We start from the raw sequence: 26,275 nt of genomic DNA, 5'->3' as shown, positions 1-26,275 counted from the left end.
TAAAGATGAAAGATTAAGGTGATTGGCGATATTTTAAAAATAGCGGATAAGGTTTTTGACCGGTTGGTGCCGAATAAAAGCAAAGCGCAACAGATTAAAGCGCAGTTTAATCAAACGTTTTTGGAATTGGCGGTAAAAGAACGCGATCTGGTTCAGAAATTCATTCTGGAATACGAAGGCCGGGCAACGGAAATTCCAAAAGCGATTTTATGGATGCGCACGCTCATCAGGCCGTTTTTTACCTGGGTTTTTGGGCTTATCGGCGCCGGATGGATAATCGGGCAGGCGTTTGGATGGATAACGCAGGATATGCCGCCGGCGCTTAATATGTGGGTAAGCATTGTCATGGGCTTCTGGTTTGGGGGGCGGGTGTTTGAGAAGATGAAGGGGAAAATATAATTAGGTTATGTGTAAGGCATAATGAGTAAAGAGAAATGGCTATCATCATACATACATATCCAAAACCGACTTTAACTTTATCTTTAAAAAGCGGCGGAGACTTGGAGCCGAATACGACTTATTACTTTACCGGTTTTTTTACCCGTTACGGCGGATATTATGGCAGTATAGTTAGCCCGGCGGCTGATGAAGTATTTATTACAACAACGGCTACCGAGCGAACAATTAACGTAAATTGGGGGAATTTCCCTGATTCAACCATTCAAGGCATAATATTAAAATGGGATACGCAAAGTTTAAAAAATGCCGATGGAACATGGCGTAGGAATGTAAATAAATGGACGGCTGCATTCTATCAAATTGGCTTTGGCGGTACGAATAGAGATATTTTAAAAGCCGATTTGCACGACGCTGCTATTGAGGGCGGTTCAAATTATAATGATATTCGTTTCGGGCATCCTGAATTAGGATGGGGATTGTGGAATTATCCGGATATAGAGCAGAATTTTAAATTTCCTTTAAATCAAGGTAAGTTCGGCATCGAAATTCCGGACGACGGTTTGGTTTATGATTGGAACGATTTGATTAATGCTATTTTAAATTCAAGCGCTAAAGATTTAGCCTTCTGGGATAGTCTTTTTTTGGTAATGCTTGGGGGAACATTTTTTGGCAACGGTAATCTGGAGATAAAAGGTAAAACAATCATTCAAATTTTTGGCGCCAATCGCGATGCAAAAAATTTGCGATTCGAAAATTCAAAATTGATATGCGATTCCGTGGGCAGGCAATGGCACGATGCACATGCCAATTATATTCAATCGCAATTATTGGTTAATGGAACTGCTTTAACTTTACAAAATTTGTTTACGAACAACAGTGAAATAAAAGATTTTAAACCGTTCCGTGAAAATATTAGTTATTTTGAAGGCATGAGCTTAACCAGTTATAATTCATTAAAAAATCAGGTGATATATGATTCTGACTTTTTAAATTTTCGATATCCGCCATCCGGTTCATTTTTAGAAAATATTCGTTTGATCAAAAGCTTTGTAAGAATTACAATAAGTAATAGAGGAGATCAATTTCACGTACCCAGTAATCCTCAAAAGGTTTATTTTACGGATTTAACTTTTGAAAATTACGGTAGTAAAAATTACGATATTGACTTTACGAGCGAAAACTATGTAAAAAATCAAACCTATAATTATTATTTTGACGCTATCTGTAAAAATTGTAAATGCGACCGACCAGATGGTTTAATCCTATCTTACATGAAAGGGCCTGAAACATGGTCAAATGAGGTAAGAGTGCGCGCCTTTTTTTATTATGAATTAGAGTTTTTTATTGAGAATAAACAGGACGGAAAAATAGAAAACGCAAAAATTGAAATTTTTGATAAAGAAGAAAATGTGGTTTTTGCCGGTTACACCGATTTAAACGGTTATGTTAAAGCTGAGATTTTAAGCTATAAAACGGAACACGATCCAAACGATGAGGCCGGTAACGGGCTTTATTCAAAAAATATCGATCAAAATCCGTTTAAAATAAAAATAACAAAATCCGGCTATATGGATTACGAAGCAATTCATCAGGTATATGAAAAGAAACAATTCCAGATCGCCCTGCAACCTGTACCGCTTCCGGTAGCCGAAAAACTCGATGTGAACATCCGGGAAGATGTTATCAATGTGGAAATCGTTGAAGACGTGATCGATTGCGAGGTGGTGGAATGCTGACGCAATTTTATGAAGGCGAAACCAAAAAGTTTCAGGTGAACATCACCTACAATGGCCAGGCGCCGGATATCACCAACGACACGGTGCGGCTTTTGATAAAAGAAAAAAAAGAAGACACGGACGCTAATGCGAAAATTAACAAAACGGCCGATGTGGCTACCAACGGCGTAAACGGCCAGGCGCTCTTTACGCTAACCGATGAAGAAACGAAATTAACGCCCGGCATTTATTTTTACGAAATAACCTGGGCGTTAGCCAGCGGCGAATTTTATGTTTTAGAAAGCGGCAACGTTCGAATTTTAGATCGAATAACGGATGTTTAATTATGTGCACCAATACCGAACTTAAAGAAGACATCAAAGATTTAGGACAGGAACAAACATTGTTAAAAACGCAGATCAAGTATTTAATTGACGATGTGCACGATCTGAAAGAAATGATGAAGGACGTCATCAAGCAGCAAAAAAAGTTAGAACGAAAAATGATGAGTCGGGAGCAGTTTTTCATAGATTCGGTGGTAGAGATGAAAGAAACCTTAGCGGCCATAATCAAGAGCAGCGGCAATGGAAAAAAAGATTGAAAAATTAGAACAAAAAATCGATGGCATTGGCAAAAGCCTGGATAAAACGAAGCTGGATGTTGAGGCGTTAAAAAAAGAAGTGACGGAAGTAAGAGCCATTTCAACGTCGGCTTATCACGGATATTCAGCATTGGCGGAGCGCATTGAAGCCATTAAAGAAAAACAAAGCTCTTTTGAAAGTAAAATCGACAACGTATTAAACAAATTAAATGCGTTGCCTTTTAAAATATTCGCAATCATCATTTCGATGTTTGCCTTATTGTTAACGGTATTTAAGTTAATAAAATAGGAGCCATAAGATGGATGTAACCAAAATTTATTCCGGTCCCATTCAAAAAGTTGAAATTACCACCGATGGCGGAATCACCTGGAGCGATCTGGGCGCGATCGGCAATGGCAACGCCGAAATCACTTTTGAACCTAAATCTTACGAATTAGCGGACGGACAGGCAAAACAGCTTTTTGGTCTGGCGAAAGCGACCATTGAAATTGCGGAAACCGATTCCACAAAACTTACGCTGGCGTCCAGCGGCAAAGATACTGATCAAACGCAAATCAAAATTACGGGCATTGACAACAAAACTTACACCATTGGCCCGGCCCTGGCCCAGTATTCGGTTAAACGCGGTTTTGGCGATGAGCCGCACATTTTAACCATTACCATGCAGAAAAAAGTTCTTGACGAGGACGACTTTGTAACCGTGGTTTAAAATGAATCTGGAAAAGATTTACATTCAGCAAATCAGGAAAATCAATATCCATAATCCCGATTTAGGGGTTGATTTTGATATTGATATTTTAGCCAATGAAAGCGGCGGCGCAGAAATAACGCTGGAGCCGAAAAAATATCAGTTTGGCGACGGTCAGGAACGGCAGCTATTTATTAACGCTAAATTAACCATTAATCTGGCGCAGGCCGACCATTCGCAAACGCTGGATATTTTAAAGCAGGTTAAAAATCAGCTTAATACCAAAATTGCCATCATTGTAAAAATAATTAGCGACGTTGAAGACGAACGCTGGTATTTTGATAAAGCGATGGTTTCCGGCTATTCGGTAAAGCGTGGTTTTGGCGATGAGCTCCACATTCTTACTATTCAGGTTTCGAACGCGGTTTTAAAGGAAGAAAATTTTTGCATTTTCGGTTACAACGATTATGACATAAAGGTAAAATACGATAAGATCGTTGTGAACAGTTCTTATTATCCGGTCAATGTTTATGAGCGCAGCAAAAATTACTATTACAACAATAAAGTGTGGTTCATTGCGCAAGTTAATGTTAGCGGCGTTCAAACTAATTATATGTGGTATTACGATTTATTAACCAAAACCTATTCGGCAAAAAAAGACCTGCTTGCGCCAGGCGTTTCGGGCAGCGATAACCACCATATTGCGCCTATAATGCTGAGCGACGACGGCTATATTCTTTACGCTTATGATAATGTTAGCACCAGTCACAACAGAGGAATCATTGTAAAACGATCGACTAGTCCGGAAGATTACAATAACTTTGCCACCGTTTTTGATGGCTATGCCCAGGGCTTTTTTATGGGCTATCCAAACCTTTTTAAATTCCCCAACGGTAAAATTATGCTTTTATGGCGCGGCGAGCCCGGCGTAGGCAGCGATTACCATAATTGCGGAATGTTTAGCTCCGACGGCGGACAGACCTGGGGCAGCCCGTTTAAAATTGTGGATGAAATTACCGGCATTGTGGGAATAACCGATCCGATAAATTATTACATCGTCAGCGGCTCTAATAATAAATATCTGGGCATGATGGTTATTGTCCGTAATGGATCAGCCGGAAAAAACAAGAGGATATACTATTATCAAACAGAGGACGGCGAAACCTGGTATAATTCCGAGCGCACGTTTAGTAAAAATGTAGTCACTAATGGCAGTATTACGCCAGCTGAATCTGAAACCTATTTTTTGGTTGACGGAAGCATTGATACAACCAACAATGATTACTTTTCTCCGATAGCAGTGGCAATTGACGATGACGGGACGCCGTTTTTACTTTATCAGATACTGTATTATGAGAACGGGAATTATGATAATCGTCATGCGATTTTTGTGCATTATAAAAACGGCATAAAAACGCAAAAAGATATTACCAACTTTTTTATGATCGATGGCATTTTAACAGGATTTACTTCGGCGCTATTAGCCCGCAAAAGCGGTTATGTGGATATTTTTATTTCGCCTAAAGGTAAAAGCGGTTATCCGTTTTTCTATCAAATTCGATCTTATGATTATGGCGAAAAATGGTATCAATACCGCAATGATATCATTCCAGAAAGCGAACAATATGCCGGGATCGGTTATAAATCGATTTGTATGAATTTGCTTGATTCGAATACTAAACTGGGCTTTGTGCAATTCGTATTAAACGACGGTAGTTATAAACAACTGGGCATTTTAAAGCTGGAGCGTAAAAAATAATGGCTACGGATTTAGATATATTTTCCGGACCTGCGCAAATTACTTTGTACGATGCGACTAATGGTTATTTGCATCTTGGCTGGTGCGAAGCGCGCATTAAAGAAAAGCCGAAAAAAGTTAAAAGCATTGAGAATCAAACCTTGCTTATTGAAAAGAGTTTTGATTTTAACGCCAACGTTATTCAATTCAATGAAAATATTTTAAATAACCTGGCGGCGCGCAACACGACTAAACAAACCGTTTACCTGGTTGGCCTGGATTCTGTATTGACGCTTAGCGATATTTTTTTATTCTATTTTACCGAGCGCTCTTTTAGTTCTAAGCCGCACCGATTAACCATTGCCGGTTCAGGCAGCGCCGATTTGGTTGCGCAGCAGGTTAATTTATTGCATCCGGACGGCAAATTTGAAAACGATTCCAATAGCGACGGTCTGGCGGACGGATGGGTAAAGAGCGCCAGCGTTAATAGTGTTGAAATTCGGACGTCTTTTTTGTCCGGCGGCGGAAATGCTCAATATATCTACTATACCACCGGTTCCGACCAAAATATTCAATATCGCGCTAAGGCGCCCTTTATAGGGAGGTTAAAAGTAAGCGCGTCGGTTTATGTTAAATTCGATCCGGATGTTATAACGGGAAACGGCAATTTATGCCTGGGATGCTATACGCGACGCGAAGACGGTTCGTTTATTACATTCGATTATGAAATTTTTAGTTTTAATAGCGGCGAACAAAAGCGTATTAGTTTTACAAAAACTTTAAACGTTACGGAATTAGCGATTGAATTAACCTTTATCATTCATAACAAAGGCGGTCAATATGCTTTTGACGCGCTTTTGGACAATGCACAATTGGAAATCGGTAAATTAAGTAATTTTAAGGAGTATTAAAATGAGTAAAAAACAAGTTAAAAAATCGGATAAAAATAAAACGCAAAGCGAAATTAAAAATGAAAATCAAAGTAAAATGGAGAACCTTCAGCAAAAAACCGTTGTTATCCAGGGCGTAAAACTAACTCTAAAACCGCTTAAAATTCGCCAATTAAAAGAGCTTTTAAAATTGTTTAAAGGCTTCAAAAATGCCGGTCAAAATGAATTTAATCTAAGCGCTTTTATGGATTTTGTAATTGAAAACGGCAAATTGGAACATCTTGGCTACATCCTTTTTGCCGATCAGCCCAAGGCGCAAAAGATTAAATGGAATGAAATTGATTTGAATGACGCGGTCAATTTGGGTGAAGCCCTTTTTTTATTGAACAAGCCAGCCATCGACGGATTGATGAAATTATCCGGCGTTTTGGCATAAAAACCTATCACGAAGTTTCCAAGATTGGGCGCGAGCATGCGCTTGATATTTTGCTTTTTAACGTTTGCAACGGCGACCTGGAAAAAATAGACGCCATCGAGCGTCTATATTCTTATGAGGAGCTTATTTATTGGCTGGGCATTCATAATTGGATTGAATGGAAAAATAGCCAAAAAGGTTAAAAATGGCAGAAACTGAAATTAGATTAAAAATTGAGATCGACAGCGCCACTGGCGAAGTCAAAATAAAAAATTTTGGCAAAGCGGTAAATAACGTTGTAGAAAAATCCACGCAAAAAATAAATCAGATGAAAACAGCCTTTCAGCGTGTGGCTGAATTCGGCGAAAAAGTATTTTTCACCATCGAAGGGTATAAACGCCTTTTAGCTCCGCTTGGCGATTTGATTAATGCGGCCAATGATTTCGAGCAATCGAATATGAAATTAGCTGCAACCGCTAAACTGACCGGTGCTGATTTAGATCAATTAAACATAACCGCCAATAAAGCTAAAGAGGCCTATAAGTTAAACACCATTCAGGCTAACGAAATGACCATTGCCCTGACTAAATTAGGGCAAAAAGCCGGGGATGTTTCCCAAACAAGTGCGGCCATGGGCAGACTGTTGGATTTGGCCGCAGCTCAAGGATTAGACGCAGAACAGGCTTTAACGGCCATTAATCAGGCCATACTAGGCATAGATGAAGGGACTGACAAACTATTCCAGAAAAATCCTTCCGCCATTTACGCCGAGTATGCCCGACAAATCGGGACGACGGCCGGGAAGCTGACGGATCAGCAAAAGGCGCAGGCATTGCTAAACGCGGTAATGGAATACGGCGGCAAGGTACAGGGCGCGTATGGCGATTTTTTAGAATCAAACGCCGGAAAGCAGGCTGCGACCGCGGCTAATATTGAAGAATTACGGGCTAAATTTGGGCGACTGATAAATAAAGCCTATGTGCCTTTGTTAGAAATTGGCAACAAAGCGCTTACATTTTTCAACAACTTAAATGACGGCGTCTTGCAATTTATTACGGTTGCGGCGGGGTTAAGCGTTATAGGTTTTAAATTAATCCCTATGTTTAATGCGTGGAACACTTCATTTAAAATATTGGGTGTTTCCATTAAAAGCGCCATGGGCTGGCTTGGTTTAATTATTACCGCGGCCACGCTTCTTTACACCGCCTGGGCTACCAATTTAGGCGGGTTTCAGGAAAAATTAAAAGTCGCCTTCGAATATTTAAAATGGTTCGTCAATTACGGTAAAGAGCTTATTAAAGGCTACATTGATTTTGTAAAAAATTACTTTGGCGGGATTGGTAAAATATTAAGTTCCGCCTTTAAATTAGACGTTGAAGGCATTAAACAGGGCTTAAAACAGGTTGCCGATGCCGCGTTAAACTCCGGTCAACAAACCGCAGAACGCCTAAAAGCCATTACGCGCGAACGCGACCGCAATATCACGTCCATCCATGCCCAATATGTTCAAAAACAAAGCGAAATCGATCAAAAAAGCATTCCGGCCTTTAAAACAACCGAGCAACAAAAGACTAAAATAACCGAAGACGAAATAAAGAAACGTCTGCAAAAAGAACAGGAATTACAGGATTATAAATTTCAGACCGGACGCCTTAGCCTGCAAGAATATCAAAACATTTTAGACCAGCGCATTGAGGCCGCCCGCCAAACGTATGGCGAGGAATCCATTGAATATCTAAAGCTCATTGATCAAAAGAAAAAACTAAACGAAGAAGCCAAACAACATGCCTTAGAGCAGGAAAAAGAATTACAGGAATTACGTTTAGCGACCATTCAAGACGCGCATCAGAGAGAACTAAAAGAACTGGCCATCTGGTATCAGGAACAATTGCAAAAATTTGCCGAAAACGAAGAGGCTAAAGCGCTAATCGAAGAACAATATCGCCAGCAAAAGCGGGAAATTGAAGCTGCCGAAGAAGAGAGGCGATTTGAAGCCGAAGAAGCGCGCCGCGAATGGGAATGGCAGGCCCAGGAAATCGATTACCAGGCTTACGCCGCATTTTTAGACCGCAAAGTGGCTTATGCCAAAAAGAAATATGGCGAACAGAGTTTAGAATATAAAAAAGCTCTTTTAGAGCGCGCAAACCTGGATAAACAGGCTGCTTTAAGCGCTACCAACATATTTTCCAAATTAATGGACGCCTTCCAGGGAACCAATAGAACGCTGTTTAACATCGGAAAAGCAGCTGCTATTGCCAGGGCTATTATTAATACATACGAAGCTGTCACTAAAGCCTATACGGCTTATCCGTATCCGTGGAATTTAGCCGCGGCCGCCGCTCAATTGGCATTAGGTTATGCTCAAGTAAGAAAAATAACAAGCGTATCTTTCAATGAAAGTGCAGGAGCAAAAGATCAACAATTTACAGCCGCCCAGAATAAATTAAAAGGAATAAAGCCTAAAATTAAAGGACATGCCAAAGGCGGCAAGGTAGAAGAACCAACGCTTGGTTTAGTCGGCGAAGCCGGTCCGGAAATCATCGCGCCGGAAAAGGATTTTATAGCGGTATTTAAAGAAATGTTTGCAAAAGGATTGTTTAATATTGATTTTAGCGCCTTTTTTAATCGCTTATTAACGCAATTTGAAAATGCCTTAAATCGGATGGTTGAAGGTTTTAAAATAGCGTTTGCACCCCCTGCGGTTGAACCGATGCAATTTGCCGGCGCATTGGCCGGGGGGAGCGTTACAAATATCAATCAGACAACGGTTCAGACCGATAACTCGTCGATTATCGAACTTTTAAATGAAATTAAAGAACTTATTGAGAACAAGGAATTGCGTGCCGAAATTGACGCCGAAGAACTGGCTATTGTTGTTGAGAACGGCCAGGAACAGCTTAAACGTGGAGAAATTTAATGGCGTTGGTTGAATATTATTTCCCACAACAGGGCTATGAATATCGAACTGCTTCCGGAAAATTAAAATTTCGCTTTTTTTATGAAGATACAACGGCGCAAACCATTAATACTAACCTGCATGTTTTAAAAATAAGTCCCATTCGCATCGAATTTGAAGCGAAAGCAAACGAACAAACCATCCGCTTGCCAAATTTCACTTTGACACTTCAAGGTGGCGATTTTTTTGAAGGAACAAATTTTACTAATGGGAAAAATAAAACATTTATTGAAATTTATAGGGATGGACAACTCTATTTTACCGGCTATCTTGATTTTAATTCCATCCAAAAATCGGATTACTATGTAGATAACGGCGCGCTTAAATATCGCACCATTAAATTTAAGATATTTGACGGCATCAAGTATTATTACGATAACAATATCACGTTATCAGATATTGGCTACACAGGGAGCGAATCGCTTCAGAGCCTGGTTCAAACCATGCTTTCAAAATTCCATAATGGTAGTTATTATTTTACCGCTCAAAATATTATTTCTGAAAATTGCGGATTAAATTACACATTTAATGATCTTAAACTTGCAGAAACCAGCGGTAATTTTCTATGCAGAACGCTTTTAAGCTATATTATCCGTTATCTGGCGTTGAATATTTTTAATTTGAATGGGATTTATTACGTCCTTCCCAGGCAGGGTGAAAGCGCTTCGCAAGCGCTTTCTGCTGAATCGCTTTTATCGGTTAAAAAATTAGAAAATCGGGCGGTAATAAAATATATTGAAATTAAAGCAACTAAAAACTGGAGCGTTTTAACTTCTAATACTATTGGTAATTATGAACATAAAAAAACAGTTGGCGTTAGTTATGTTCAGGATTTCAAGAAAATTATAATTGACGCCACTGATTTTTTTAAACGATTAACCGTCCAATATAAAGGCGCTTCTTTATCGGATTATCCAACAAGCGCCGTTTATCCAGATGATTATAGTACTGACTGGGCCATGAAATATGGTCAGGATGCTTATTCAAATGAAATAGAAACAGGAATGATTTTCGCTGCAGAGTATAGCTTAAGTTCTCCAATAAATGATTTAATAAAATCTCAAGAAGATCCCCTAGACCCATCAACCATTTATAGCAAATATTATTTTGCAGACATGAATTATGATGGGCGCGTATTTTTAATTGACAAAACGCCGAGCGGCGCAAATGATCGTACTTTATATAAAATTCAAAAATGTGTTGAATATTTAGCTTCTGTATTTAATAGCCTATATTATGAAAAAGAAAATAATTTAACTTTTAAAATCCATGGAATAACTTCAATTGATATTACTAAAAAAGTAAATATATTAAGCTTTAATCGTCCTATTAGGAAATTAATAATTGATTTGTTAAATAATAAAACTCATTGTACATTATTTTAAGCTGTCGTATTGACAGTTTAAAGAGTTTTTAACGGCTAAATAAGGTGGTTAAAATTAAATTTAAAAATTCTCAAACCAAGTGAAATAAATTCTCAAACCAGGTGAAACGTTATATTTTTAATGGCGCTCGAATTGTGTTTTTAAAGGTGATATTTTTTTTCGAAAAAGATTGTAAAAATGGCCGTGCGGCATAGGCGATTAATTGTTCCACCTCGATGGACTGCAAATTAAGGGGATAGTTTCCGGATTCGATGCGCGAGTATTCCAGCAGCTCGGTAACAAAAGCTTTTAATCGTTTAATATCGTTTTGGGCACCCTGTAATAAGTCCAGCTGCGTTTGATTCAGCGGGCCTTTTACTCTTCTCAACAGAATATCGATGGTCATGTTGAGCGACGTTAATGGTGTTTTTAGTTCGTGAGATATGGTGGCCATGAATTCGGACTTTAAGCGCTCCAATTTTTTGAAACTGGTAACGTCCTGAAGTAAAATGACCACGTTTTGCACGTGTTTATGCCTGTCCAATACAAAAATAGAACGCATCTCAAAAAAGGTCACTTCGTTATTGAGAGTGAGTGAAATCAAACCAGACTTTTCCTTTTTTTGCTTTGAAGCATCCGGAGAGAAGAGACGTGTAATGGCTTGATGGTTTATTAATTCGGTGATTTTTTTGTCGCTAAGATCATTTTTTTCAAGATTGAAGAGGCCGCGAGCCACATCATTCATTAAAATAATTGATCCGTTGGCGTCCGTCACAATGATAGCCGCGGGGATGCTGCTAATGATGGCCTCTGACTTTCTCTTCTCCACGATAATTTGTTCGATATTCATCTTTTCGTATGCGGCCAGTCGGCCGGTCATCTTATTAAATTCGGCGGCCAATTGACCAATTTCATCGTCGCTGTCAATCGCTACTTTTTGATCTAATTGACCCCGGCCAATTTTTTTCACCGTGTCGGTGGTCTGGCGAATGGGGCGCACAATTCGTCGCGTTAAATACAAACTGGCAACCATGCTAATGACGATTAAAAAAATGGAGAACAATACGATGACCGAAGTGGTTTTACGAGAAATTTTTTGCGCTGTCAAATTGGCCTCGTTAATGGCCGTTAGGTTTACTTCTTTTAAAACCGTGCACAACGAATCAATAGTTTTAACCTGGGGAAAAACAACATAGTAGTGAAATTTTTTTATTTGCCTATATGAAAAACCACCATGGAGCATCTTTTGCAGTGAGTCCGAATCTGCCAGGTAATGTCGGAATGCAAACATTAAACTGTCTAAAATTTCAGGTTCTTCTGGTAAGGCAACTCCTTCAATGGCTCTCTGGTGCCAGTTCAAAAATTCATTTTTATAGGTGTTAAAATTGTAGTAAAGCGTGGAATCGAAGCCCTCTTCGATCATGGAAAATTGGGCGGCTTCCTGTTGTGCCAGGGCTAATTTCATGTTCTCTGCCGCGTTAACATTCCTATATTTTTCGCTTAATATTTGAGTGATGGGTTGACTTAACTGTCGAATGTGGTAAATAACAAAGACCACCATGACGATATTGGCAAGTATAATAAAAAGATAGCCCAGCCCAATTTTGTAACGTAAGCTTTTCATGGAACGTATTTCTATTGTCATTAGAACGCTATTTTCCATTTAAAATACGCGCTTCATTTTTACAATGCAAAAAGTCTTCCAATTTTGAACCTGTTAAAAACTGGCAGTCTTGCCTTTTCAGGAATAAAAAACGCGGGCTTCACCTGTTGGCCTCTTTTTAGCCGGGGGTAAAATTAGGTCGTTTTTACTTGGGGGTTGAATTGATTTTAGGCGGCAAAATTTTCTCCATCGTTATTAGGCTGTTTTCCTGGGGCAGCAGAACCGCCTCAAAATCTATGATTTAACAAGTGCAAAGAGACTCTAAAATCACAACTTTTTTTACTGTTTCGGCTTGAAGCCCGATCTGTTCAATGGTTAAAAAAATGGCGACTCGTCGGAGTCGCCAAAAAGTGTTTTCGCGCTTGTCCGGAAAGTAACAAGCAGTCAAATCTGAAATTTAAAGAGGATCGAAAAAAACGCTTAATCCAGCCACTTAATCAAACGCGTGTCGTGTTTATGCAGCAAGTTCTCATTACGCGGCAGAACGCGGCAGGAAAAGCGGTAGGCGCCATCTGTTTTTGCGCGCACTTTTTTGCCGTATTGATATTGTCCCTGCCCCAGATTTTTTTCCAGAGGCAATGCAACCGTCTCCATATTCTGGGAGCGTTGTAAGGCGTCCTGCCGTTCCAGCACCAGTTCCACCGTAACCTCTTCCGGTTTCAAGCCATCCAGGTGAACGACCACATGAATGTCGCGCTCTTCGCCGGCGCTAAAGATCCTGTTTTCGGCGCCGTTGCTCAGCACGCTAAAGTGAATTGTTGGCCATTTGGCGCTAATATTTTTTAACCAGCGCACATGTTCTTTCAGTAAGCTAAACTGGTTGCTCGATAATTTTGTTGCCTGTTTCATACCCGGAACGTAGTATTTTTCGATGTATTCCCACACCATGCGGTGCGTACTAAACTGGTGGATGATGGTTTTAAGCGATTCTTTGGCCATTTTGACCCAGCGTAAGGGCACGCCGTTTTCATCGCGATCATAAAAATTGGGCACGACTTCTTTTTCCAGCAATTCGTACAGCGACTGGCTGTCATGCTGATCCTGTCTTTCGGGGTCGGCAAACTCAATATCGTCGCCAATGGCCCAGCCGTTTTTACCGTTAAAAGCTTCCGGCCACCAGCCGTCCATAATGGACAAATTGATTCCGCCGTTTATCGGCACTTTCTGGCCGGACGTTCCGCTGGCTTCCAGCGGGCGGCGCGGATTGTTCAACCAAACATCGCTTCCGGAAACCATGGCGCGGGAGATGGCCATCGAATAACCTTCCACAAACACGATCTTCCCACGGTAGCCCTCTTCCTGTGCAAAACGATTGATGGTGCGAATCAATTCTTTACCTGCATCGTTGTGCGGATGGGCCTTGCCGGCGAAAATAATTTGCACCGGTCGTTGTGGATCGTTTAAAATTTTCTTTAATCTTTCCGGGTCTCTGAAGATTAAAGTGGCCCGCTTGTAGGGGGCAAATCTGCGTGCAAAGCCGATGGTCAGAATGTTCGGATCCAGAATGGCATCGGGAGCGGGGAAGTGATGTTCGGCGTTTGCAAATCGTTCCAGCCGTTTTTGATATTCGGCGCGCAAATAGTCGGCCATTTCTTGGCGCATCTCTTGCATGGTTTGCCAGAACACAGAATCAGGAACATCGTCGATCTTCTTCCAGTACTCGGCGTTGCGGATATTTTCACGCCAGTCCTTGCCCAGATATTCTTCGAACATCTGAATCATCAGGGGATGCAGCCATGTTTCGGTGTGAATCCCGTTGGTGATGTGCCCGATGGGAATTTCACTTTCCGGTATGCCCGGGAAGATGTGTTTCCACATGGCGCGGGAAACATTGCCGTGAATGGCGCTAACGCCATTGGCCATGCTGGAAAGATTCAAGGCCAGCACGGTTAAAGAAAAGTTTTCATGTTTGTGTTCGTTAACATTACGTCCCAGATCAAAAAATTGTTGTTCGCCAAGGCCCAGGTTTTCCCAGAAAGGTTTAAAATAGGCGCGCATAAGGTCGAATTCAAAAGCCTCGTTGCCCGCGGGAATGGGCGTATGCGTGGTAAACAGTGCGGAATTGCGCACCATCTGATACGCTTCTTCAAAGGTTAGACCCTTTTCCATCAACTCCCGCAAACGTTCCAGACCGGAAAAAGCGGAATGGCCTTCATTCATGTGAATGACGGTAGGCTCGTAGCCCATGGCACGCAGCGCACGAATGCCGCCGATCCCCAAAAGAATCTCCTGCCGAATGCGCATCTCGCGATCGCCGCCGTAAAGCGTGCTGGTGATCTCCTGGTCCGCCGGGGCGTTCTCCGGAACGTTGCTGTCCAGTAAATAGAGCTTTACGCGCCCCACGTCGGCCTGCCAGATTTGTGCTTTGACTTCGTGGTCTTTTAAAAAGACAGAAATTTTAATCGGTTGACCGGTAGAATCGGTCACCAGTTTTAGGGCCAGACGTTGCGGATCCAGCGCGTCGTAGGATTCGATTTGGTTGCCGTGCTCATCAAGCTGCTGATTAAAATAGGCGTATTTGTAAAACAATCCCACGCCAACCAGAGGCAGGCCAAGGTCGCTGGCCGATTTCAGATGGTCGCCTGCCAGAATGCCCAGCCCGCCCGAGTAATTGGGCAGCGATTCATGAACGCCAAATTCGGCGGAAAAATAGGCAACGATTTTGTCGGTTAAATCCGGAAACTGTTGTTGGAAAACCGTAGGCTGGCTCTGCAAATAATTCTGAAACTCCTGATGAATACGATTTAGTTTTTCCACAAAGTCCTGATCATTGCTCAGTTGTTGTAAGCGTTCCGCAGAAACATCCTGTAAAAGAGCGACCGGATTGTGCCCGCTACTTTCCCATAATTCAGCATCTATGGACTGGAATAATTGAAGCGCTTTGTGATTCCAGCTAAACCATAGATTTTGGCTCAAACCTTCCAGTGGTTGTAATTTATCTGGCAATGATTTTCGATCCGTCATAAAATCTTCTCCTTGATCTATACACTCTGTTTTGAGTTACTGTTAGGCAAAATAGCAAATGGAATTAAAATCTGCAAATTTAAAATGAAAATAAAGCAGAAAAAAAGATAAAGTTTTAAACCTGCCATGGCCATAAAATGACCTTTCAAAGTTTTTAAATTAAGGAGGCATTTTTGCCACTTCAAATAAGAAAAATCGCGGCGGAGATTTTTTTATGCGGCTGTTAATATGACATCGTTTGACAGAATGGCGCAAAGATCGTGGTAATCTGTCAGCATGTGAAATAGTGTGCATTTTTTTTGCGTTGTAATAATATTCGTTTAATTTTAAGTTTTTAAAGAAATTATGACAATGACCGATTACAGGTGGCATGGAAATTGTTAGATAGCTTATGAATAGAATAAAAAAATAGGAGAATTGCGGTGTCAGAAATCAAAATAATTCCTGAAACTCTGGAAACATTACCCATCATGCCATTGCGCAATACCGTGGTCTTTCCGCATCAGGTCATTCCCCTGGCCGTGGGACGCGAAAAATCACTGGCATTACTCAATCATCTGGACGAAGGTTCAAAAGTAATCGGCTTAATCGCCCAGAGAGACGGGCGAATCGAAGATCCCACCGTGGATGACCTGTACACCTGGGGCACGGCGGCTATGATCCTGAAAAAATTCAAAATGCCCGACGGCAGCGAACAGATTATTGTGCAGGGATTGTACCGCTTTCGTCTGGTGGAAATGACGCAAACCGAACCTTTTTTTGTGGCGAAAATACAGCAGATGCCCGATGAGTTCGTAACGGACATGGAAGTAGAAGCGCTGGTGAACAACATCAAAAATGTTTTCCAGAAAGTGGTGGATTACATTCCTTACCTGACCAATGAGCACCGGGTAATGATTTTAAACACGGAAGAGCCGCACAAACTGGCCGATCTGGTGGCTGCCCAGATTAATTTTAGCGTTTCCGAAAAACAGCAGGTTCTTGAAATTCAGAATGTCAAAGAACGGCTGAAAAAGGTCAATTATTTGATTAACAAGGAACTCCAGATTCTGGAGCTGGGCAATAAAATTCAAAACGACGTACAGGGCGAGCTGAATAAAACTCAGCGCCAGTATTTTTTGCGCGAGCAGCTTAAAGCCATTAAAAAGGAACTGGGCGAATACGAAGACGAAGGGACGGAAATTGAAGAATTGCGCGAAAAGCTGGCAAAATTAAAGATGCCGGCCGAGGTGCGCAAGGTGGCGGAAAAAGAATTGAATCGTCTGGCTAAAATGTCGCCCATGGCCAGCGAGTACACGGTAACGCGCACCTATCTGGACTGGCTGATGGAGATGCCCTGGAAAAAGAGTACGCGTGATCGGCTGGACGTTAAAGAGGCGGAAAGAATTTTGAACGAAGACCACTACGGTCTGGAAAAGGTTAAAAAGCGTATTCTGGAATATCTGGCCGTGCGGCAGTTAAAATCGGATATGAAAGGCCCCATTCTCTGCTTCGTAGGCCCGCCGGGAGTGGGCAAAACCAGCCTGGGGCGTTCTATTGCGCGCGCCTTAAATCGTAAATTTTCACGAATGTCGCTGGGCGGCGTACGGGATGAGGCGGAAATCCGCGGGCATCGCAGAACCTATGTGGGCGCCCTGCCCGGACGCATTATTCAGGAAATTAAAAAAGTGGGTTCCAACAATCCGGTGATCATGCTCGATGAGATCGACAAGCTGGGCATGGATTTCCGCGGCGATCCTTCGTCCGCACTGTTAGAGGTGCTCGATCCGGAACAGAACTTTTCGTTTACCGATCATTATCTGGAAGTACCGTTTGATCTTTCGAAAGTGATGTTTATTGCCACGGCCAATATGATCGACACCATTCCGCCGCCTTTGCTGGATCGTATGGAAGTAATCGAAATTAACGGTTACATTGATGAAGAGAAACTGCACATCGCAGAGCGGTATTTGATTCCCAAACAATTAAAAAATCATGGTCTTACAGAAGAACAAATCACTTTTACGCGCAATGCCATTTTCAAGATCATTAATCGGTACACGCGTGAGGCGGGGGTACGTAATCTGGAACGCGAGATAGCATCCATTGTACGAGGCGTGGCCAAGGAGATTGTTGAGGGTAAGATTAAAAAACGGCGCATTACGCCTAAATTAGTAGAGAAGTACTTAGGACCGGAACGCTATTTTTCGGAGGTGGCAGAACGTGTTTCGCGACCCGGCGTGGCCACCGGTCTGGCCTGGACTCCGGTTGGCGGCGATATTCTGTTCATCGAAGCCACCAAAATGAAAGGCAAGGGACAGTTGCAATTGACCGGCAAGCTGGGCGAAGTGATGAAGGAATCGGCCAGCGCCGCCATGAGCTATTTGCGCTCCAATGCCGAAAAATACGGTATTGAGGATGATTTTTATGAAAAATATGATACGCATATTCACGTTCCGGCTGGCGCCATTCCTAAAGACGGACCGAGCGCCGGTATTACCATCTTTGCCGCCCTGTATTCTCTTTATGCTAACAAATGCGTGAAAAATAATCTGGCCATGACCGGTGAAATTACGCTGCGCGGCCTTGTGCTGCCGGTGGGCGGCATACGCGAAAAGGTGATTGCCGCCAAACGGGCAGGGATCGAAACAGTGATTTTGCCGGAGAAAAATAAAAAAGACCTGGCCGAAATTCCCAGACGGCACATCGAGGGCATGAAGTTCCACTTTATTAAAGAGGTGGATGAGTTGATTGAATTGGCGTTTGAGTAAGGCTAAATGAAAATAATAAGCCCGATTCGTCTGGAATCGGGCCTTCTCTTATTTCAGCAAAAAATTTTTTATTACGATTGGCCATTGCTTTTCTATACGTGCATAAGGCAATCCCTGAATGTATTAGATAAATTCTATTTCTAATATCTTTTGCAAATTTTCATGTACTAAAACTCGCAAAAAAAATCAGCATCATCTAAAAAAAACTTTTACCAAAGGCAAAAGTTGGATATCTTTGACTAATACAATATAATTACTCATGTTTTTTGCCATAACCTTTGTCTTTTTTAACAAAGTTATGTATCTGATCAAAAAACCTAAGCAGTTTAAATTATTTACACATTTTTTAAAAAATGAGGGTTATTCTGTATTCAATCATTTACTGAATGTCCCCCAAAATTTCAAACAAAGACCTTATAATCGATTGATATTTAAGGGAATACAATAGCTGAATGTATGAAAAACTCACCCCCTTATTCCCCCTCTCTTTTTGAAAAGAGAGGGGGATAAGAGCATGCCTAACGTTTTAGTAATTATATGATTAGGGGGTGAGTTGTAAAAATGATTTTAGAAAAAATATTGTAATCTTAAAAAATTTGGGGGACATCCCGTATTCAATCATTTAAACTTTTATTTAAACAAAATTTTTTTTATATTGGTAACGATTTTTGTTTAATCCACTCCTTTAAAAAGATATTACAATATTCTGAGGTTTTTGTGTATTTAAAATTTGATTTACGGTTAAACAGGCATTTAAAACTATTTTTTGATTACATTTCATGCAAAAGCAAAAATGGAATGCACTTAAAACATTATCAAAAAACTGCAGGATTGGCAATTTCCTTACTAAAAAAAAATTTTTCCGCCGTAGAAAATTTTTTTCCAGTGAGGAAAATTATTTTTTCCCGGTGGAAAATGGTTTAACTAACCTTAAGGAGGATAAAGCATGGCCTTAAAGGATGTTGTTCCGCTTTTCCCGAAAATTGTTCTGGGAAAAACGACCACCAAAACCGAATTGGTGGAGCACATTAAGGAACGTACTGGTCTGCACAAGAGTGATGTGGTGGGAATGCTTGCCGAACTGGAAGATACCCTGCTGCATTTTTTATCGATGGGACGCCCGGTGCGATTAGAAGGAATAGGCATATTTACACCATCAATTAAACTTGATGGAACTATTAAAATCAATTTTCGCATTAACAGGCGCCTTCAGGAACGTTTGAATATGTCCGGCGCTTTTACCGGCGAGATCAAAAACAAAGAAAACATCGGCAAAACCATGGCCGAGTTGGAAGCCCAGGCCGGCGCCAGCAGTTGATAATTTAAGGCTTTAAAGGCAGATATAGCCGTTGCCCGAAGGTAGCCCGACACTAAAGAATCGGGCTACCTTTCATGCCGGTCTGTGATTTACAATGGCTAATTGCCAACGTCAACCGAACGGCATACACTTCCTGGCTGGTAGAATAAGGCATATGACCATGAGTATAAAAGAGACGCGTTGTTTTATTTACTAAAATATCCCGCGCTACGTTTACGAAAATACTTGGTTTTAACAGTAGAGGAAATTATATTTCCAGAAAAAGCGATCCAAGGAAGTTGAGAGAATTAGCTGTTATGTATTTTGAGTAAATACAAATACAAAATGAAGAATTTACTTATTAATAATATCAAAAAGTGATTTAAATATTATAAAGATTCGTGATAATTATATTAGAAAATTTAAAAGGAGAAGTAAAAAATGAACAATATAATATGTTCTGCAATAAGTTCAAGAAAAATTCTTAGATTTTATTATAATGGTGGATACATAACTGTAGAACCATATTGTCACGGAATTGGGCGAACAGGTAACGAATTATTAAGAGCATTTCAAATAGGGGGATATAGTGAATCAGGAAACCCAGTTCATTGGAAACTATTTAGTGTCAATAAGATATCTAATATTTCTATAACAGACGAAGAATTTCCAGGATACCGACCAGAATATAATCCTAAAGATCCAGCTATGGATAAAATTTATTGTTGTGTTTAATCGGTGTGATTAAATTATGAAAGAAATCAAAATTTATTTTGATGAACCTAAAGAATTTTCAAGCAGATTTTTTAAACCATTAATAGGTTTAAGAGGATTATATTTTATTTTTTCGAAACAAATATATATAGCATATCCGTTCAAAAGATCACGTCTGCTTTACATAGGTATGAGCGAAAAGAAAACCAATAGTATTGGAAAAAGACTTTCTGATCATTATGAAGGGACATCGAGAAATATAGGTATTACAAATTATAAAAAAGTGGATCAGTTATTTTTTACATATATTAATTATGAGATGTTGAGAAATTTATGGGATTACCGAGTGGAAGATTTAGAAAGTTATTTTATCCTTAATTTTGTGAAGAACTATGGTATTTATCCAATTTGTAACAATAAATCAGGTTTTGAAATTATGAACATTAAATTGGATGTAAATATCGAAATTGATTGGCAATATTTTGAATAAGAGGGGAAAATGAATAGCGACATAAAAAGCGGAAAACAAATCTTAGATGAATTTTTTCAAGAAATACAAAATATTTCGGATATTGATGAAGATGTTATTAAAATTATAATTGAGCTTTATAATTCAGGTAAATTATCTGATAAAAATTTATCTAATGCGCTTTTAGAACTGCGGGAGAAAGCTAATAATGACTAAAATCAAAAAACTAATCATTAAAGGATTACGAGGAATTAACGATGAGATTAGTATCTCGTTAAACAGTCATTCAATTTTATTGTATGGGGAAAACGGTTCCGGAAAAAGCAGTATAACTGATGCTATTGAGTGGTTTTATTATGACAAAATTTCTCATCTTTCGAATGAAGAAATTGGGAAAAAAGGTATAGAGGGATTACGAAATATTTTTTTAGATGACTCAGATGATGGGTACATAAAAATTGAATATACTAAATCAGAATTTAACTCTTCAAAAACTATATCTTTATCAAATTCTAAGTTAATCTCCAATTATTCAAATAACTCTCCCACTTTTAATTCTTTTTTAGAAAAATCTCAAAAAGAACAGATCTATTTGAGATATGGAGATTTGGTTAGTTTTATTTTAGCAACAAAAACAGAGAAATTGAATACCTTGTCTGCTATTATTGGATTTTCGGAAGTTATCAAAACCAGAGACATTTTAAGAAAAACATTGAATGCATTAAGAAGAGAGATTAAAAACAGCAATTTTACTTCCCAAATTGGTTATCAACAATCCCAATTAATTGAACAACTCGGACAAAATATTGTATCTGATAAACAATATTTTGATACAATAAATATTATTCTAGAACCATTAAAATTAAAAAAGAGAGTCAATACTCTTAATGAAATAGATGAAATTCTTGAATTATTAAAGAAACCGGAAGATATACAACTGGTTGAACAACAACTATTTTGGAATAAAGTGAAGGCAACAGTTGCTCAATTGATTGATATTACTAAAAAAATTGACGAACAATACGAAGAGTATTACCAGAAATACCAAAACATTATTTCTGATATAGATAAATTAAATAAAATAAAACTCGAAGCCCTTTTATCGGAGGGTGAACGAGTGTTAAAAGAAGAAATAATTAAAGATGAGATTTGTCCCTTATGTTTACAACCAAAAAATAGACTGGATTTATTAAGAGAATTACAAGAGAGGATCGAAGAACTAAAAAAATACAAGGAAGAAAAATCTACATTAAATGAATTGAAATCTCAAGTTCAATCAAATATAATTAAAGCAAAAAGCCTAATTAACAATTTATCGTCTGAATTTCTGATTAATTTGGATCAAAATAAAGAATTAAAATTAAAAATAGAACAACTTAATAAAGATTATTCAAATTATGAATTCGAAACAAACGTAGATATTATAACAGGTAAAATGATAAAACCAATTAATGATTTATCTATTGATGAAAGTAAATTTCAAGAATTAAAAAAAATATCTTCAGAAAATTTGGAAAAGTTAAAAACAAATAAAAAAGGTGATTCAAAATTCGAAATTCATAGTAAAATTTTGCTTTCAAAAAACGCATATCTTGAAATTAAGAGATTAAAAAATTCTAAAGAATTATTAGAGAAACAACAATATACATTAGAAATAATTTATGCGGCTTTTATCAAGAAAATGGAAGATGGATTCAAGTCTTTTTTAGATCATCTTTCCAATGATATTAACGAGTTGTATGTTTTTATGAATCCTGGTGAACATATCGAGGACATAAATCTTATTCCTATTAAAAAAAACGATGAATTTGCAGGTATAACAATTCAATTCAAATTCTTTGAAAATGAAGTAAATCCTCCTAATAAATATTTAAGTGAATCTCATCTAAATTGTTTAGGATTGGCTTTCTTTTTAGCCTCAGTTAAGGCGTTTAATAAAAAAAACAAATTTTTTATTTTGGATGATGTGATCTCAAGTTTTGACTCAAACCATAGAGTTCGTTTTGCTCATCTTCTTGTTGAGAAGTTCTCGGATTATCAAATAATATTAATGACTCATGAAAAAAACTGGTTTGATTATGTGGCTAAAATGGTAAAAGGCAAAAATTGGCTTATTAATACGTTTAAATGGCGAGATAAACATGGCCCGGTGATTGATATTAACTTGCCGTCCTTAAAAGAGCAAATTGAAAAACTAATATTAAATAATGAACTCGACAGTTTGGGGAATAAAATTCGCAAATATTTAGAAAGTTTGCTTAAAGACATAGCTTTTCATCTTTCGGTAATGGTGAAATTTTTGTTTAATGATAAGAATGAAGATAGAATGGCGAATGAATTACTTTCTGCTTTAAAAGGACACTTAAAGAAACATGCAGGCACTTCAATCGATACTTCTCCAATAGATCGATTAATCGGTTCTACATTTATCGGTAACAAAGCATCTCATGACAGTACTTTTAAAGCAACCATGGGTGATTTCAAAGCATTCTGGTCAGATGTTCTTGAATTAAGAAATTCATTCTATTGTGAAAATTGTAAAAAATATGTTTCTATTAAATATTATGATTCAGTTAATAAAAAAATTAGATGTTATTGTGGAAAAATTGAACACGCATGGCGTTAACAGGAAAAAATTGATTTATTTCTAATAAAACGTTCCGCGTGACCGCTATTCATCTGGCGCACCATAGCGACAGATGAGCTTGATCATTATGCTATTAAGAAGTGGTTTAATTTAATGGAGAAAATATGGATAATAATAATGAAAGCAATAAAGAAAAAGAGAACTCATATTATCAACAAATTGTTCAAGGATGGATTAACACTAGAATGGAAAAAGACAAAAGTTTGCTAACCCTTTCCGCCGGTGGTATAGGACTTCTTATTACATTACTAACAACTACCAAAAATCTTGATATAGGTATAAAATATTTATATTTTTCTGCAATATTTCTTTTTATTATTGTATTAATAAGTACAATAACTATATTTAGCCTGAATTCTAAGTATTTAGAAAATATAATAAATGAAAAAAATGATAATAATGGAACTTTTTTAAAATTTTTAGATATTTTATCAATCACTTGTTTTATAATTGCTATTTTAATATCCTTTATTATTGCCATTGTTAGTACATTTTAAAATATTTTAGGAGTCCTAATGGAAGAAAACAAAAATACAAACAATAAGTACATAAAAAAAGATAGCTTAAGTGGTATTAATATTTTAAAGCCTTCTAATATTAAAAAACCAATTGATAAAAATAAGCAAAATATTAATGAAACAAAGACAACTACATCAGAAGGAGAAAAAAATGAATAAAGTCAAGAAAAATATTTTTAAAACTGATTTGTCTAATTTAAAACCTTCTAAAACAAACAAAAAAAGTTTAGCTGGTATTGAAAATTTAAAACCAAAACCTAAAACTAATCCGCAAGGTTCTAAAGAAAATGAAAATAATTTAAATAATAAGAATGATTAACTAATTCTGACAAACCAAAAACCTTAGAATTTACAAAGACCTAAAAAATGAAGTTAACTTTATTGTTTTAGAAAAATATAAATATTTGTATTTACCCAAAAATTTGGTCATATAAAAACAATTAACATACACAAACGTTAGGGGCAAATAAATAAAAGAGGCTGTAGAATGGAAAAAACAGAAAAAATTTTCGAACAAAGAATGCCTGATAAAATTGATATTCTAAAAAAACATTTCCCGCATTGTTTTGACAAAGATGGAAATTTTAATATAGAAAAATTCAATGAAGAGATTAAATTAAACGAAATAAATCTCTCAAAAGAAAGCTATGGCCTGGAGTGGCTGGGCAAGAATTATGCAAGAGTATTGGCAACAGATCCTGTGCGGACATTACTTAAGGAAAGCGAAGCGTTTAATCAAAAAGAAGAAAACAGAAATTCTCAAAACTTACTTATAAAAGGCGATAACCTTGAAGTTTTAAAACATTTGGTTAACGCTTATTACGAAAAAATAAAGATGATATACATTGACCCGCCTTATAATACTGGTAGCGACGGTTTTGTATATCAAGACGACAGAAAATTTACAGTACCGCAGCTTATGGAACTTGCCGGAATAGATGAAGAGAGAGCAAAACGAATACTTGATTTTGTAAACAGCAAAAGTAATTCTCACAGCGCCTGGCTTACTTTTATGTATCCAAGGCTTTATATTGCACGGCAACTACTTAGAGAAGACGGAGTGATTTTTGTTTCCATTGACGATAATGAAGTGGCACAGTTAAAAATTTTGATGGATGAGATTTTTGGAGAGGAGAATTTTGTTATTCAGTTTGTATGGCGTTCAAGATTAGGTAAAGGAGGTACCGCAGATCAGGTTGCTCAAATCCATGAGTATGTATTAACTTATGCTAAGATGAAAAGAAATATTTCTTTTAAACGAGATGTGAAAATTAGCAATGGGGGAAGAGAACGGTTACGACAATGGGGGCAAGGTGATAGTAAAGAAGATAGACCCTCTATGTACTATCCTATACCTGGGCCAAATGGGATAGAAGTCTACCCTATAAAACCTGATGGGACCTATGGAAGATGGCGAGTAGGAAAAGAAGAAATGAAAAAACTTATTTCAAATGGTCTTGTCGAATTTGAAAGGCGAGAAGATGGATTGTTTGAAGCTTACAAAGTAATAAAAAAAGGGCATAAAACCTTTTCCGCTGTTGATTCAATAATTTCAGGTGAAAATAGTTCAACTACAGCGGGAGGTAGCAAGGAGGTTAAAAATCTTTTCAATGGCATACAATGTTTTGATTATCCAAAGCCATCAAGAATAATTTCATACCTTATAAGTTTGATTGAATGTACTGACTGCATTTATCTTGACTTTTTTGCCGGTAGTGGGACCACAGGTGAGGCTGTCATGCAACTTAACGCCGAAGATGGTGGCAACCGCAAGTATATCCTTGTACAACTTCCTGAACCTATTGACCCGAAAAAGAACAAAACAGCTTATGATTTTGTAAAAGATGAATTAGGAGTTGAAGAACCTACAATTTTTGAAATTTGCAAAGAGCGCCTTATTAGAGCAGCAAAAAAAATAAAATCAGAAATTGACGAAAAAATCAAAGCAAAAGAAAAAGAAATAAAGGAACTTGAAAGTCAATTAAACTTTGGTGATAATGAAGAAAAAATCGCTTCACTAGAACAAGAAATTGAAAATCTTAAAAATCAGGATTTAGGATTTAAGATTTTTGAAACAATACCTTTATGGAAAGATTATTTACAAGAAAACGATAAACTTACCGAACAAACAAGTTTGTTTGACGAAGGGAAGCTTACAGAAGATGATATTAAATCTTTACTTATAACCTGGCAGGTTTATGACGGAATAGAGTTAACCGAAAAACCGCACGAGATTGATATTAACGGCTATAAAACTTATTATATAGACTGCAATTTATATTTATTATACAAAGGTTGGAAAACAAATCATTTGAAAGCACTGCTTGAAAAAATTGATACGGATAAAAACTTCAATCCCATAAAGATTATTCTTTTCGGCTATAATTTTGACAGCAAATCACTAAGAGAGATAAACGAAAACATTAAAAGTTATTCCAACAAAAAACAGATTGATATTGATGTTATTACCAGATATTAAAGAGACG

The 26,275-nt window shown here is 38.1% G+C and carries 23 protein-coding genes; 21 read left to right on the top strand and 2 right to left on the bottom strand.

The window, feature by feature from the left end; all coding sequences use genetic code 11:
- Positions 1-18 precede the first annotated feature (18 nt).
- From Cabys_RS16620 to Cabys_RS16570, 11 genes are all read left to right on the top strand, one after another.
- Complete coding sequence (locus tag Cabys_RS16620; RefSeq protein WP_006927321.1) at positions 19-399, top strand: hypothetical protein; 381 nt, start codon at positions 19-21, stop codon at positions 397-399.
- A gap of 35 nt (positions 400-434) precedes the next feature.
- Positions 435-2,135: a hypothetical protein gene (locus Cabys_RS16615; protein WP_006927320.1), complete on the top strand. Its 1,701-nt coding sequence runs from the start codon at positions 435-437 to the stop codon at positions 2,133-2,135.
- Positions 2,129-2,458, top strand: a complete 330-nt coding sequence (locus tag Cabys_RS16610; RefSeq protein WP_006927319.1) for a hypothetical protein — start codon at positions 2,129-2,131, stop codon at positions 2,456-2,458. Before Cabys_RS16615 ends, Cabys_RS16610 begins: the two co-directional genes overlap by 7 nt.
- Positions 2,459-2,460: 2 nt before the next feature.
- Positions 2,461-2,715 (top strand): hypothetical protein, encoded by a 255-nt coding sequence (locus Cabys_RS16605; RefSeq protein WP_006927318.1) that lies wholly within the window; start codon positions 2,461-2,463, stop codon positions 2,713-2,715.
- Complete coding sequence (locus Cabys_RS16600) at positions 2,699-3,004, top strand: hypothetical protein (RefSeq protein WP_006927317.1); 306 nt, start codon at positions 2,699-2,701, stop codon at positions 3,002-3,004. The genes Cabys_RS16605 and Cabys_RS16600 overlap by 17 nt, the downstream gene beginning before the upstream one ends.
- 10 nt (positions 3,005-3,014) lie before the next feature.
- Positions 3,015-3,425 carry a hypothetical protein gene (locus Cabys_RS16595; protein WP_006927316.1) on the top strand — a complete coding sequence of 137 codons (411 nt, stop codon included), beginning with the start codon at positions 3,015-3,017 and terminating at the stop codon, positions 3,423-3,425.
- A 1-nt stretch (position 3,426) separates the two neighbouring features.
- On the top strand, positions 3,427-5,163 hold the full coding sequence (locus Cabys_RS16590) for a BNR-4 repeat-containing protein (RefSeq protein WP_006927315.1): 1,737 nt from the start codon (positions 3,427-3,429) through the stop codon (positions 5,161-5,163).
- Entirely contained in the window at positions 5,163-6,053 is an 891-nt protein-coding gene (locus Cabys_RS16585) for a hypothetical protein (RefSeq protein WP_006927314.1), read from the top strand. Before Cabys_RS16590 ends, Cabys_RS16585 begins: the two co-directional genes overlap by 1 nt.
- A 1-nt stretch (position 6,054) precedes the next feature.
- Positions 6,055-6,468 (top strand): hypothetical protein, encoded by a 414-nt coding sequence (locus Cabys_RS16580; RefSeq protein ID WP_006927313.1) that lies wholly within the window; start codon positions 6,055-6,057, stop codon positions 6,466-6,468.
- Between the two features lie 184 nt (positions 6,469-6,652).
- Positions 6,653-9,364 (top strand): hypothetical protein, encoded by a 2,712-nt coding sequence (locus tag Cabys_RS16575; protein ID WP_006927312.1) that lies wholly within the window; start codon positions 6,653-6,655, stop codon positions 9,362-9,364.
- Positions 9,364-10,788 (top strand): hypothetical protein, encoded by a 1,425-nt coding sequence (locus Cabys_RS16570; RefSeq protein ID WP_006927311.1) that lies wholly within the window; start codon positions 9,364-9,366, stop codon positions 10,786-10,788. Before Cabys_RS16575 ends, Cabys_RS16570 begins: the two co-directional genes overlap by 1 nt.
- 109 nt (positions 10,789-10,897) lie before the next feature.
- Here Cabys_RS16570 and Cabys_RS16565 read toward each other — a convergent pair whose 3' ends face one another.
- Both Cabys_RS16565 and glgP read right to left on the bottom strand, forming a co-directional pair.
- The gene (locus Cabys_RS16565; protein WP_169833729.1) at positions 10,898-12,412 is read right to left on the bottom strand and encodes a sensor histidine kinase; all 1,515 of its coding nucleotides are present in this window, start codon (positions 12,410-12,412) and stop codon (positions 10,898-10,900) included.
- A 438-nt stretch (positions 12,413-12,850) separates the two neighbouring features.
- Complete coding sequence (gene glgP, locus Cabys_RS16560; RefSeq protein ID WP_006927305.1) at positions 12,851-15,394, bottom strand: alpha-glucan family phosphorylase; 2,544 nt, start codon at positions 15,392-15,394, stop codon at positions 12,851-12,853.
- Between the two features lie 422 nt (positions 15,395-15,816).
- On the opposite strand from glgP, the gene lon reads away from it, so the two are divergent.
- The 10 genes from lon to Cabys_RS16510 all read left to right on the top strand — a co-directional run bounded on the left by lon (position 15,817) and on the right by Cabys_RS16510 (position 26,268).
- Positions 15,817-18,144: an endopeptidase La gene (gene lon / locus Cabys_RS16555; protein ID WP_006927303.1), complete on the top strand. Its 2,328-nt coding sequence runs from the start codon at positions 15,817-15,819 to the stop codon at positions 18,142-18,144.
- 946 nt (positions 18,145-19,090) lie between these two features.
- Entirely contained in the window at positions 19,091-19,462 is a 372-nt protein-coding gene (locus tag Cabys_RS16540) for an HU family DNA-binding protein (RefSeq protein ID WP_006927301.1), read from the top strand.
- A 420-nt stretch (positions 19,463-19,882) separates the two neighbouring features.
- Entirely contained in the window at positions 19,883-20,176 is a 294-nt protein-coding gene (locus Cabys_RS16535) for a WYL domain-containing protein (protein WP_006927299.1), read from the top strand.
- 16 nt (positions 20,177-20,192) lie between these two features.
- Positions 20,193-20,645, top strand: coding sequence for a hypothetical protein (locus Cabys_RS16530; RefSeq protein ID WP_006927298.1), 453 nt, complete (start codon positions 20,193-20,195; stop codon positions 20,643-20,645).
- A 9-nt stretch (positions 20,646-20,654) separates the two neighbouring features.
- Positions 20,655-20,840: a hypothetical protein gene (locus tag Cabys_RS16525; RefSeq protein ID WP_006927297.1), complete on the top strand. Its 186-nt coding sequence runs from the start codon at positions 20,655-20,657 to the stop codon at positions 20,838-20,840.
- The gene (locus tag Cabys_RS16520; RefSeq protein ID WP_006927296.1) at positions 20,833-23,250 is read left to right on the top strand and encodes an SMC domain protein; all 2,418 of its coding nucleotides are present in this window, start codon (positions 20,833-20,835) and stop codon (positions 23,248-23,250) included. The genes Cabys_RS16525 and Cabys_RS16520 overlap by 8 nt, the downstream gene beginning before the upstream one ends.
- 125 nt (positions 23,251-23,375) lie before the next feature.
- On the top strand, positions 23,376-23,768 hold the full coding sequence (locus Cabys_RS16515; RefSeq protein WP_044280998.1) for a hypothetical protein: 393 nt from the start codon (positions 23,376-23,378) through the stop codon (positions 23,766-23,768).
- An 18-nt stretch (positions 23,769-23,786) separates the two neighbouring features.
- On the top strand, positions 23,787-23,948 hold the full coding sequence (locus tag Cabys_RS20150) for a hypothetical protein (RefSeq protein ID WP_006927295.1): 162 nt from the start codon (positions 23,787-23,789) through the stop codon (positions 23,946-23,948).
- Positions 23,941-24,108, top strand: a complete 168-nt coding sequence (locus tag Cabys_RS20145; protein ID WP_006927294.1) for a hypothetical protein — start codon at positions 23,941-23,943, stop codon at positions 24,106-24,108. Before Cabys_RS20150 ends, Cabys_RS20145 begins: the two co-directional genes overlap by 8 nt.
- A 168-nt stretch (positions 24,109-24,276) precedes the next feature.
- Positions 24,277-26,268, top strand: a complete 1,992-nt coding sequence (locus Cabys_RS16510; RefSeq protein WP_006927293.1) for a site-specific DNA-methyltransferase — start codon at positions 24,277-24,279, stop codon at positions 26,266-26,268.
- Positions 26,269-26,275 lie beyond the last annotated feature (7 nt).

The organism is Caldithrix abyssi DSM 13497 (assembly GCF_001886815.1).
Taxonomy (GTDB): domain Bacteria; phylum Calditrichota; class Calditrichia; order Calditrichales; family Calditrichaceae; genus Caldithrix; species Caldithrix abyssi.
The sequence above is the reverse complement of the archived record's forward strand: the minus strand, read 5'-3'. Positions and strand labels throughout refer to the sequence as shown.

What these genes read in the sequence shown, in the direction of transcription:
- Cabys_RS16565 (WP_169833729.1), bottom strand. Translation starts at nt 12,412, where the DNA reads ATGACAATAGAAATACGTTCCATGAAAAGCTTACGTTACAAAATTGGG.
- Cabys_RS16605 (WP_006927318.1), top strand. Translation starts at nt 2,461, where the DNA reads ATGTGCACCAATACCGAACTTAAAGAAGACATCAAAGATTTAGGACAG.
- Cabys_RS16570 (WP_006927311.1), top strand. Translation starts at nt 9,364, where the DNA reads ATGGCGTTGGTTGAATATTATTTCCCACAACAGGGCTATGAATATCGA.
- glgP (WP_006927305.1), bottom strand. Translation starts at nt 15,394, where the DNA reads ATGACGGATCGAAAATCATTGCCAGATAAATTACAACCACTGGAAGGT.
- Cabys_RS16615 (WP_006927320.1), top strand. Translation starts at nt 435, where the DNA reads ATGGCTATCATCATACATACATATCCAAAACCGACTTTAACTTTATCT.
- Cabys_RS20145 (WP_006927294.1), top strand. Translation starts at nt 23,941, where the DNA reads ATGAATAAAGTCAAGAAAAATATTTTTAAAACTGATTTGTCTAATTTA.
- Cabys_RS16590 (WP_006927315.1), top strand. Translation starts at nt 3,427, where the DNA reads ATGAATCTGGAAAAGATTTACATTCAGCAAATCAGGAAAATCAATATC.
- Cabys_RS16610 (WP_006927319.1), top strand. Translation starts at nt 2,129, where the DNA reads ATGCTGACGCAATTTTATGAAGGCGAAACCAAAAAGTTTCAGGTGAAC.
- Cabys_RS16520 (WP_006927296.1), top strand. Translation starts at nt 20,833, where the DNA reads ATGACTAAAATCAAAAAACTAATCATTAAAGGATTACGAGGAATTAAC.
- Cabys_RS16575 (WP_006927312.1), top strand. Translation starts at nt 6,653, where the DNA reads ATGGCAGAAACTGAAATTAGATTAAAAATTGAGATCGACAGCGCCACT.
- Cabys_RS16585 (WP_006927314.1), top strand. Translation starts at nt 5,163, where the DNA reads ATGGCTACGGATTTAGATATATTTTCCGGACCTGCGCAAATTACTTTG.
- Cabys_RS16540 (WP_006927301.1), top strand. Translation starts at nt 19,091, where the DNA reads ATGGCCTTAAAGGATGTTGTTCCGCTTTTCCCGAAAATTGTTCTGGGA.
- Cabys_RS16580 (WP_006927313.1), top strand. Translation starts at nt 6,055, where the DNA reads ATGAGTAAAAAACAAGTTAAAAAATCGGATAAAAATAAAACGCAAAGC.
- Cabys_RS16525 (WP_006927297.1), top strand. Translation starts at nt 20,655, where the DNA reads ATGAATAGCGACATAAAAAGCGGAAAACAAATCTTAGATGAATTTTTT.
- Cabys_RS16515 (WP_044280998.1), top strand. Translation starts at nt 23,376, where the DNA reads ATGGATAATAATAATGAAAGCAATAAAGAAAAAGAGAACTCATATTAT.
- Cabys_RS16530 (WP_006927298.1), top strand. Translation starts at nt 20,193, where the DNA reads ATGAAAGAAATCAAAATTTATTTTGATGAACCTAAAGAATTTTCAAGC.
- Cabys_RS16535 (WP_006927299.1), top strand. Translation starts at nt 19,883, where the DNA reads ATGAACAATATAATATGTTCTGCAATAAGTTCAAGAAAAATTCTTAGA.
- Cabys_RS16600 (WP_006927317.1), top strand. Translation starts at nt 2,699, where the DNA reads ATGGAAAAAAAGATTGAAAAATTAGAACAAAAAATCGATGGCATTGGC.
- Cabys_RS16595 (WP_006927316.1), top strand. Translation starts at nt 3,015, where the DNA reads ATGGATGTAACCAAAATTTATTCCGGTCCCATTCAAAAAGTTGAAATT.
- Cabys_RS20150 (WP_006927295.1), top strand. Translation starts at nt 23,787, where the DNA reads ATGGAAGAAAACAAAAATACAAACAATAAGTACATAAAAAAAGATAGC.
- Cabys_RS16510 (WP_006927293.1), top strand. Translation starts at nt 24,277, where the DNA reads ATGGAAAAAACAGAAAAAATTTTCGAACAAAGAATGCCTGATAAAATT.